Raw genomic sequence first — 6,934 nt, 5'->3', positions numbered from 1 at the left:
GAGTTCCATCGCGATCCAGACGCCGGCCGCAGTGGCGGCCGCCACCAGCAGGGCGCGCCACGACCAGGCCGAGGCCACGCGCAGGGGCCACGAGACCGCGGACGCGGCGTCAGCGTGCGCGCGCAGGGGGCTCTGGTCGTGGAACTTCACAGCCTCCTCGGCGGAGAAGTCGTCGTTGACCTCGCCGCGCTGGGCCGAGAGCCGGTCGAAGAGCGCGCCGAAGCGGCCCCTCCCCCCGGTGGGCACACGTGGACTCATCGGACATTCCTCCCTGTGGGCATCTGTGGGAAGGGTACAGGCACGCCCGGGGGACGTCCCCCGCGGTCTCCCGGTCCGGGCGCCCGCAGTGGACGGCCACGCCTCGGGTCGCCGGGGAGCGGATGCGGTCGCGTGACCCACGTGCTGCAATGGGGCCAGTCGACCTTTCGGAGGACCGCCATGTTCACCTTCCACGATGCCATCCACCCCGCGGAGCCCGAGCCCGGACGTCACGTGGTCCTGGGCACCCCGCTCGACCTGCCCGCCGGAGAGGGCCGGGAGGTCATCTTCCTCGCGGCCGGGTGCTTCTGGGGCGTCGAGAAGGTCTTCTGGGAGACCGAGGGCGTCCTCGCGACAGCGGTGGGGTACATGGGCGGCACCACCCCCCATCCCACCTACGAGCAGGTCTGCACCGGCGCCACGGGCCACGCCGAGACCGTGCGCGTCGTCTACGACACCTCACGCACGGACGCGGCCCACATCATCTCGGTCTTCTTCGAGATCCACGACCCGACCCAGGGCGACCGGCAGGGCAACGACGTGGGGAGCCAGTACCGCAGCGCCATCTGGACGACGACCCCGGGACAGTTGACGACCGCCCTGGCCACCCGGGACGCCTACGCCGCCGCGATCGCCGCGCGCGGCTTCGGTCCCGTCACCACCGAGATCGCACCCGCGGAGGAGGCCGGCCCGTTCTGGCAGGCGGAGGACTACCACCAGGGCTACCTGTGGAAGCACCCGGACGGGTACCAGTGCCACACCCGCACCGGGATCGCCTGCCCCGTCCTGCCCCACACCCCCGCCTGACCGGTGCCGAAGTCCGCTCTGTTCCCACACTGAGGTCCGCTCTGTTCTCCCACTGAGGTCCGCTCCGGACACGAGGAAGTCCGCCCCTCCGCACGTGCTGAGAGCGGAAGGACGGACCTCGACCCCGGAAAGGGACGGACTTCGCGGGGGGGGTGATGGGAGTCAGTGCGCCCCGAGGATGTCGGTGACGAACACCAGAGTGTCTCCCCCGCCGATGCCGGCCTGGGGGACGCCGCGGTCCCCGTAGCCGTACTCCGACGGGATCGACAGGAGCACACGGGAACCGACCTTCTGGCCCACCAGCCCGTCATCCCATCCGCGGATCACCATCCCGACGCCGATCTGGAAGGCGAGTGCCTGGCCCCGGTCGTAGGAGTTGTCGAAGACGTCACCTCCCCAGACCTGACCCAGGTAGTGGCACTGGATCTGGTCGCCGGGCTCGACCTCCGGGCCGTCGCCCTCGTGCAGGACCTCGACGAGGAGGTCCTCCGAGGGGCCGGAGCCCGTGAACTCGAGGGCGGGCTTGCGACCGAAGTCGCCGGTGACGGTGATGTTCTCCATGGGATCTCCTGGAAGGGAAGGCGGGTCGGGTCGGGGGACGGACGTCGGGAACGGGGTCCGCTCAGTTCCGCATGCGGGCCAGCAGCTGGAGGATCTCGACGTACATCCACACCAGGGTGACCATGAGCCCGAAGGCGCAGGACCACGCGAACTTCGCGGGAGCGCCCATCGCCACACCCACCTTGGCCTGGTCGAAGTCCTGGATCAGGCAGGCCGCGCCGATCAGGACGGCCAGCAGACCCACAGCCGTTCCGAGCGAGAGCCCGAACAGGGTGGCGTCGTTCATCCCGCCCGCGGTCGAGAAGGCGCCGGTGAGGGTGAGCACCCAGTTCAGGACGCTGTACAGCAGGATCCCGATGAGGGCGATCAGGGTGAAGCGGGCGAGCTTGGGGGAGTTGCGGACCCGGCCCGAGGCGAAGAGGACCAGGGTGACGAGGAAGACCGAGGCGGTCGCCACGACGGCCTGGGCGACGATGCCGTCGTACTGGGCCTCCATGACCGCGGACAGTCCACCCATCGCGAGGCCCTGGGCCACCGCGTAGGCGAGGATCAGGGCGGGGCGGATGGTCTTCGAGAAGATGTTGACCATGGCGAGCACGAAGCCCACCAGCACACCGGCGCTCATGAGGAGCGCACCGAGACCCGGGTTGGCGACGGTGACCATCCAGGTCCCGGCGGCGGCCACCACGAGCACGGCGAAGAGCAGGGCCGTCTTGACGACGACGTCGTCATAGGTCATCCGACCGCGGTCCACCGCATCTGCGGACGGACCGGCGTAGGCCTGCTCGGCCTCGTCGAGGGCTCGCTGGTCGAAGGTCGGGACCTGGCCACGCTGTGAGGCCTGGGCAGCGCCGGCGGCTGCGTAGGGGTTGGTGGTCGATGCGCCTCCACCCGCGGATCCGGCCTGGTACCCGGGCATCGTCGGATAGCCCGCCGGGGTGGTCTCCTTCCACTCCGATTGCAGACGGTCGAACACCGGGTTGGCCATGTCTCCTCCGTGGGGTTGCTGGTCATTCACGTCAAATCTGTCATGTCCGTGGCGCCGGCGCCAGCGGTACCCCCGGATTCCGCCCTCGGCGGAGGTGCTCCGCGCGCAGGGGCCGCCCTCGTCCGGAGCCCCGGGCCACCGACGCACCCGGACCCCATCCCGCTCCACCCACCGGCGTCCGCTGTCGGCATCCACTCCCTGGTCCGACCCGACGGCCGCGCCCGCTGTCCGCTGCCCGGGGCACGGGGCACGGGGCCCGGGGCCCGGGGCCCGGACACGGTCTCAGACGGTGAGGACGATCCTCTCACCGGAGCCGGTGTGCCAGGCCTCCGCGACGCGCGACAGGGGCATCGTCCGCACCGGCGCCACCACCTGCCCGCTCGCCAGGAGGTCGATGTATCGGGGCAGCTCACCGAGGAGCCCCTCCACGGAAGCCGAGCCCGCCCCGCTCCCCTGCACCCGGTAGTGGCGGCTGCGCAGGAGGGCTGCGGGAAGTGCCGCCGTCGCCCCGGCAGCGGCACCGATCTCCACGTGGAGGACGTCAGCGGTGTCCTCCTCGAGCCCGTGCCGCGACATCGCCGCGAAGACCGCCTCGGCCACCGGTCCCCAGACGAAGTCGAGCACCGTCGAGGGGGCCGTGCCTCCCAGGGCCTCCGCGATCGCGGCGGCGTCGGCGTCGTGGTCCCCCACGAGGGCGACCGTGCGCACCCCGGCCCGGTCCACCCGCGCCAGGCGGGCCCGGTCACGACCCACCGCCACGACGGCCGTGGCGCCGAGGACACCTGCGTTCTGCACGGCGAGGTCCCCCGCCACCCCCGTTGCCCCGAGAACCAGCACGGTGCCCAGTCCGCGTCCGCCGAGTTCCCCGCGGCGGGAGACCAGGGGCATCCACGATGCCATCCCCGAGTTCATCCCGCCCACGACTTGCGTCGGATCGGCGCCCTCGGGCAGCGGGAAGCGGAAGGCGGTAGGGACCGACATGCGTTCGGCGAAGGTTCCGTCGGGCGGGGTCACACCGCCCGTGTAGACCAGCGTGCCGTCCCCGCGGCGTGCGACCGCGTCCAGGCCCGGGACCATCGGCCAGGTCCCCGAGCTCCCGTAGTGCCCGCCACTGGCCAGCCCGCGGACGATGGGGTGGAGCCCGGCGGCGACGAGGTCGACGAGCTCGTGCCCCTCGGCGACGGCCGGGTCGGGGACCTCCGTGTACTGCGGGACCCTGCCGGGGGATGCGACGACTGCAGCCTTCACGACCACTCCTTAACGCTGTTAAATGCACTCAGGTGGGATCTTCCCTTAACACTGTTAAACTGTCAAGGTGACGCAGAAACTCAGCCGGGGCTCGATCGTCGGGGCGGCCTTCGAGGTGCTCGACGAGGTCGGGCTCACCGGTCTCACCGTCCGCGCCGTTGCCTCCAGGCTCGGTGTCCGGGCCCCTGCCCTCTACTGGCACGTGCGCGGCAAGCAGGACCTCCTCGATGGGATGTCCACCGAGCTGTGGCGCCGGATCCTGGCCGGGGCCCCGACCAACGCCTCAACGGACTGGGGGGAGGAGCTGCGCGCCTTCGCCACGGTGATGCGCTCGACCCTGCTCGGCGTGCGCGACGGCGCCAAGGTGTTCGGCGGTGCGTACATGACGGACTCCTCGCTGCTCGTCTCGCAGGAGCAGAACCTGGGGGCACTCGCCGCCCAGGGCCTCGACCCACGCCGTGCAGCACTGTCCTGGCAGCTCGTGTACGACTTCACGCTCGGCTTCTGCATCGAGGAGCAGGAGGTCAGGCAGAGCTCCGACGGACGCTACGACCTCGAGGAGAGGGACGCGCGGATCGACGCTGACCAGCACCCACTGGCCGCGCAGTTCGGACGGCAGGCATTCGGGGACCCCGACACGACGTTCGAGGACCTGCTCGACATCCTGCTCGCCGGGGTGCGGACGCCCGGGCATTGAGCGCGCCCGCGGAGACGGTGTCGGAGACGTGCCCCCACCGGGACTCGAACCCGGACTGAGCCGATTTTAAGTCGGATGCCTCTGCCGATTGGGCTATGGGGGCCGGGTCCGCCCCCGTCCCAGACGGCCCACCGCGAGGGGTGCGCCCCGGGGACGGGGACGGGCGGGAGGAGTGGGTCAGACCTGCGACAGGGCGATCCCGTCGAGGATGTCGTGCTCCGAGGTCAGCACGTGGTCGATGGCGTGCCCGCGGGTCGCCGCGCGCTCCACGACGCGCGCGATGACGCGGCTCCAGATCAGCGCCCCCGCGGCGATGACGTCCTCGCGCCCCTGGGGCATGAAACCGAGGGCGGCCTTGACCGGCACGGGTTCCTCGACCATGAAGCGCACGGCGGCGTCGACCCGGTCCAGCGTCAGGTCGGCCCCGTCGATGCGCTCCGGCTGGTAGCTGGTGAGGCCCAGCGCCTGGGCGGTGATCGTGGTGACGGTCCCGGCCACGCCCACCAAGGTCCCCACCTGTGACAGGTCGACGTGGTCCTCCGCGGCATCGAGCTGGGCGTCGATCCAGGACACCGCAGACGCCTCCGAGTGTGCGTCCACCCCGGCCTGGAGGAGCTTCTCGGTCACGCGCACGGATCCCATGTTGACGGACACCGACTGCTCGACCGCGTCGCGGCCCAGCACCAGTTCGGTCGACCCGCCCCCGATGTCGACCACCAGCAGCGGTCGCGGTGCGGCGGGGTCCACACCGCTGATCGCGCCGCGGAAGGACAGAGCCGCCTCCTCGGTGCCCGGCACGACCTCGGGGACGACACCGAGCACACGGCGCACGCCCTCCACGAAGTCCCCCCGGTTGGAGGCGTCACGCGTGGCCGACGTCGACACGAAGCGGATGGAGTCCGCGCCGAGGCGGTCGATCATCTCCGCGTACTCACGGGTGGCCTCGAGGGTGCGCTCGATGGCCGCGGGGTCGAGCACCCCGGTGCGGTCGACCCCCTGTCCCAGGCGCACGATGCGCATCTGCCGGGTGAGGTCGTGCAGACGGGGGATGCGTGTCCACCCGGGCCCCTCCTCCCACGAGACGTCGGCGACGAGGAGTCGGATGGAGTTGGTCCCACAGTCGATGGCAGCTACTCGGGTCACCCGATCATCCTCCCACATCGCGACCGCCGTACCCCGGACACCTTGGTCCCCGGCCGGCGCCGGCCCCCGCCCCACCGCGCCAGCGCGCGCCGGACCCGGACGCGTGTCACCCGCGCGGGTGCTCAGCAGGTGCAGCGGTCGACGCGCCACAGGCCGCGCTCGGCGAGCACCACCAGGGCACGGTCCCCCACCGGGTTGACCCCGGGACCCGCCACGAGGGCGTGGCCCACCAGTGCGTGGAGACACTTCACACGCGTGGGCATGCCCCCGGCGGAGACGTGTTCGATCTCGGGGACCTCCCCCAGCTCACGTCGACGGACCAGGTAGTCCTCATGTGCGGCCCGGTAGGCCTCGGCGACGCCCTCGTCCTCCCGGAGCCACGCGTTGAGGTCCTCCATGAGGTGCTCGGCCTCCAGCGTGGAGCAGCCCCGGACCGCCGGGGGGCAGGTCAGGTAGAAGGTGGTCGGGAAGGGGGTGCCGTCCTCGAGCCTCGGTGCCGTGACGACCACGGTGGGCCGCCCGCACACGCAGCGCGCCCCGATGCCCACGACACCACGGGGGACGCGCCCCAGTTGCCCGCGCAGGGTCTCGATGTCCGCGGGCGTGGCCGGGTCGATCTCGTGCGGCATGGTGTGTGGATCACTTCCTCGGTGAGTCGGCCTCCGACAGTGAGGCGGTGAGGACCTGCACCCAGGGGCGCGCCGGCCCGTCGGGCTCGGCGGCGGCGATCTGGGAGGCTCCGTCCTGGTCCGTGCCGGGGTCCACGACAGTGTACTGGGTCTCCCCGGGCAGCACGTAGCCCAGCCTGGAGCGGGCCTGCGAGGCGATGTAGTCGGGGTCCTTCCACAGGTCGAGCTGGTTGCGCATGTCGGCGTTGTGCTCCTCGGCCGCTGCCACCCGCGCGGTGATGTCGCGCAGGTCCTGCTCCTGGCGCCACCACTGGAACAGCGAGGGGACGAGCATGACCGCGAGCACCGAGGCGAGCACCGCGATGCCGAGGAGACGCACGGAGATCGTCAGGCCACCGAAGCTGAGGGTGGGGTGCGTCCGCTTCCCGCGGGGCGTGTCCCCGTTCTCGGCGCGGCCCCTGCGGCCTGGTCCGGGACGCCGCGTGGCGGTCGTGCGTGCGCCGGTGGTGGTGCGAGCGCTGGTGGTCGTCCGCGGACGAGGGCGGCCCTGCGTTCCCGACGACCCGGTCTGCCGCCCGCCTGCGGACGCAGTGGCGCCGTCCG

8 protein-coding genes, 1 tRNA gene and 1 pseudogene are annotated in these 6,934 nt (G+C 71.8%); 2 read left to right on the top strand and 8 right to left on the bottom strand.

Annotated elements, in window-relative coordinates:
* A pseudogene (locus tag TA90_RS09545) lies at window positions 1-258 on the bottom strand (hypothetical protein); the annotation flags it as partial.
* 180 nt (window positions 259-438) lie between these two features.
* Between TA90_RS09545 and msrA the strand changes: the two are divergent.
* On the top strand, window positions 439-1,065 hold the full coding sequence (msrA, locus tag TA90_RS09540; RefSeq protein ID WP_052450723.1) for a peptide-methionine (S)-S-oxide reductase MsrA: 627 nt from the start codon (window positions 439-441) through the stop codon (window positions 1,063-1,065).
* A 162-nt stretch (window positions 1,066-1,227) separates the two neighbouring features.
* Here the strand turns inward: msrA and TA90_RS09535 are convergent, their stop codons facing one another.
* The 3 genes from TA90_RS09535 to TA90_RS09525 form a co-directional block, all read right to left on the bottom strand.
* A complete protein-coding gene (locus TA90_RS09535) occupies window positions 1,228-1,626 on the bottom strand; it encodes an FKBP-type peptidyl-prolyl cis-trans isomerase (protein WP_043535970.1) in 399 nt (132 codons plus the stop codon).
* A gap of 61 nt (window positions 1,627-1,687) precedes the next feature.
* Complete coding sequence (locus TA90_RS09530) at window positions 1,688-2,614, bottom strand: Bax inhibitor-1/YccA family protein (protein WP_043535969.1); 927 nt, start codon at window positions 2,612-2,614, stop codon at window positions 1,688-1,690.
* Between the two features lie 282 nt (window positions 2,615-2,896).
* On the bottom strand, window positions 2,897-3,862 hold the full coding sequence (locus TA90_RS09525) for a zinc-binding alcohol dehydrogenase family protein (protein WP_043535968.1): 966 nt from the start codon (window positions 3,860-3,862) through the stop codon (window positions 2,897-2,899).
* Between the two features lie 67 nt (window positions 3,863-3,929).
* Between TA90_RS09525 and TA90_RS09520 the strand changes: the two genes are divergently transcribed.
* The gene (locus tag TA90_RS09520; protein ID WP_043535967.1) at window positions 3,930-4,559 is read left to right on the top strand and encodes a TetR/AcrR family transcriptional regulator C-terminal domain-containing protein; all 630 of its coding nucleotides are present in this window, start codon (window positions 3,930-3,932) and stop codon (window positions 4,557-4,559) included.
* Window positions 4,560-4,588: 29 nt separating this feature from the next.
* On the opposite strand, the gene TA90_RS09515 is transcribed toward TA90_RS09520, so the two are convergent.
* From TA90_RS09515 to TA90_RS15185, 4 genes are all read right to left on the bottom strand, one after another.
* Window positions 4,589-4,662: transfer RNA gene (locus TA90_RS09515), tRNA-Leu, on the bottom strand.
* A gap of 74 nt (window positions 4,663-4,736) precedes the next feature.
* Window positions 4,737-5,702, bottom strand: coding sequence for a Ppx/GppA phosphatase family protein (locus TA90_RS09510; protein WP_043535973.1), 966 nt, complete (start codon window positions 5,700-5,702; stop codon window positions 4,737-4,739).
* Between the two features lie 122 nt (window positions 5,703-5,824).
* Complete coding sequence (locus TA90_RS09505) at window positions 5,825-6,331, bottom strand: DUF501 domain-containing protein (RefSeq protein ID WP_043535966.1); 507 nt, start codon at window positions 6,329-6,331, stop codon at window positions 5,825-5,827.
* 10 nt (window positions 6,332-6,341) lie between these two features.
* A partial coding sequence (locus TA90_RS15185; RefSeq protein ID WP_052450722.1) for an FtsB family cell division protein occupies window positions 6,342-6,934 on the bottom strand: 593 nt, incomplete at its 5' end.

Source organism: Actinomyces polynesiensis, from assembly GCF_000820725.1.
Lineage (GTDB): Bacteria > Actinomycetota > Actinomycetes > Actinomycetales > Actinomycetaceae > Pauljensenia > Pauljensenia polynesiensis.
This window is presented reverse-complemented; position numbering and strand designations above follow the sequence as displayed.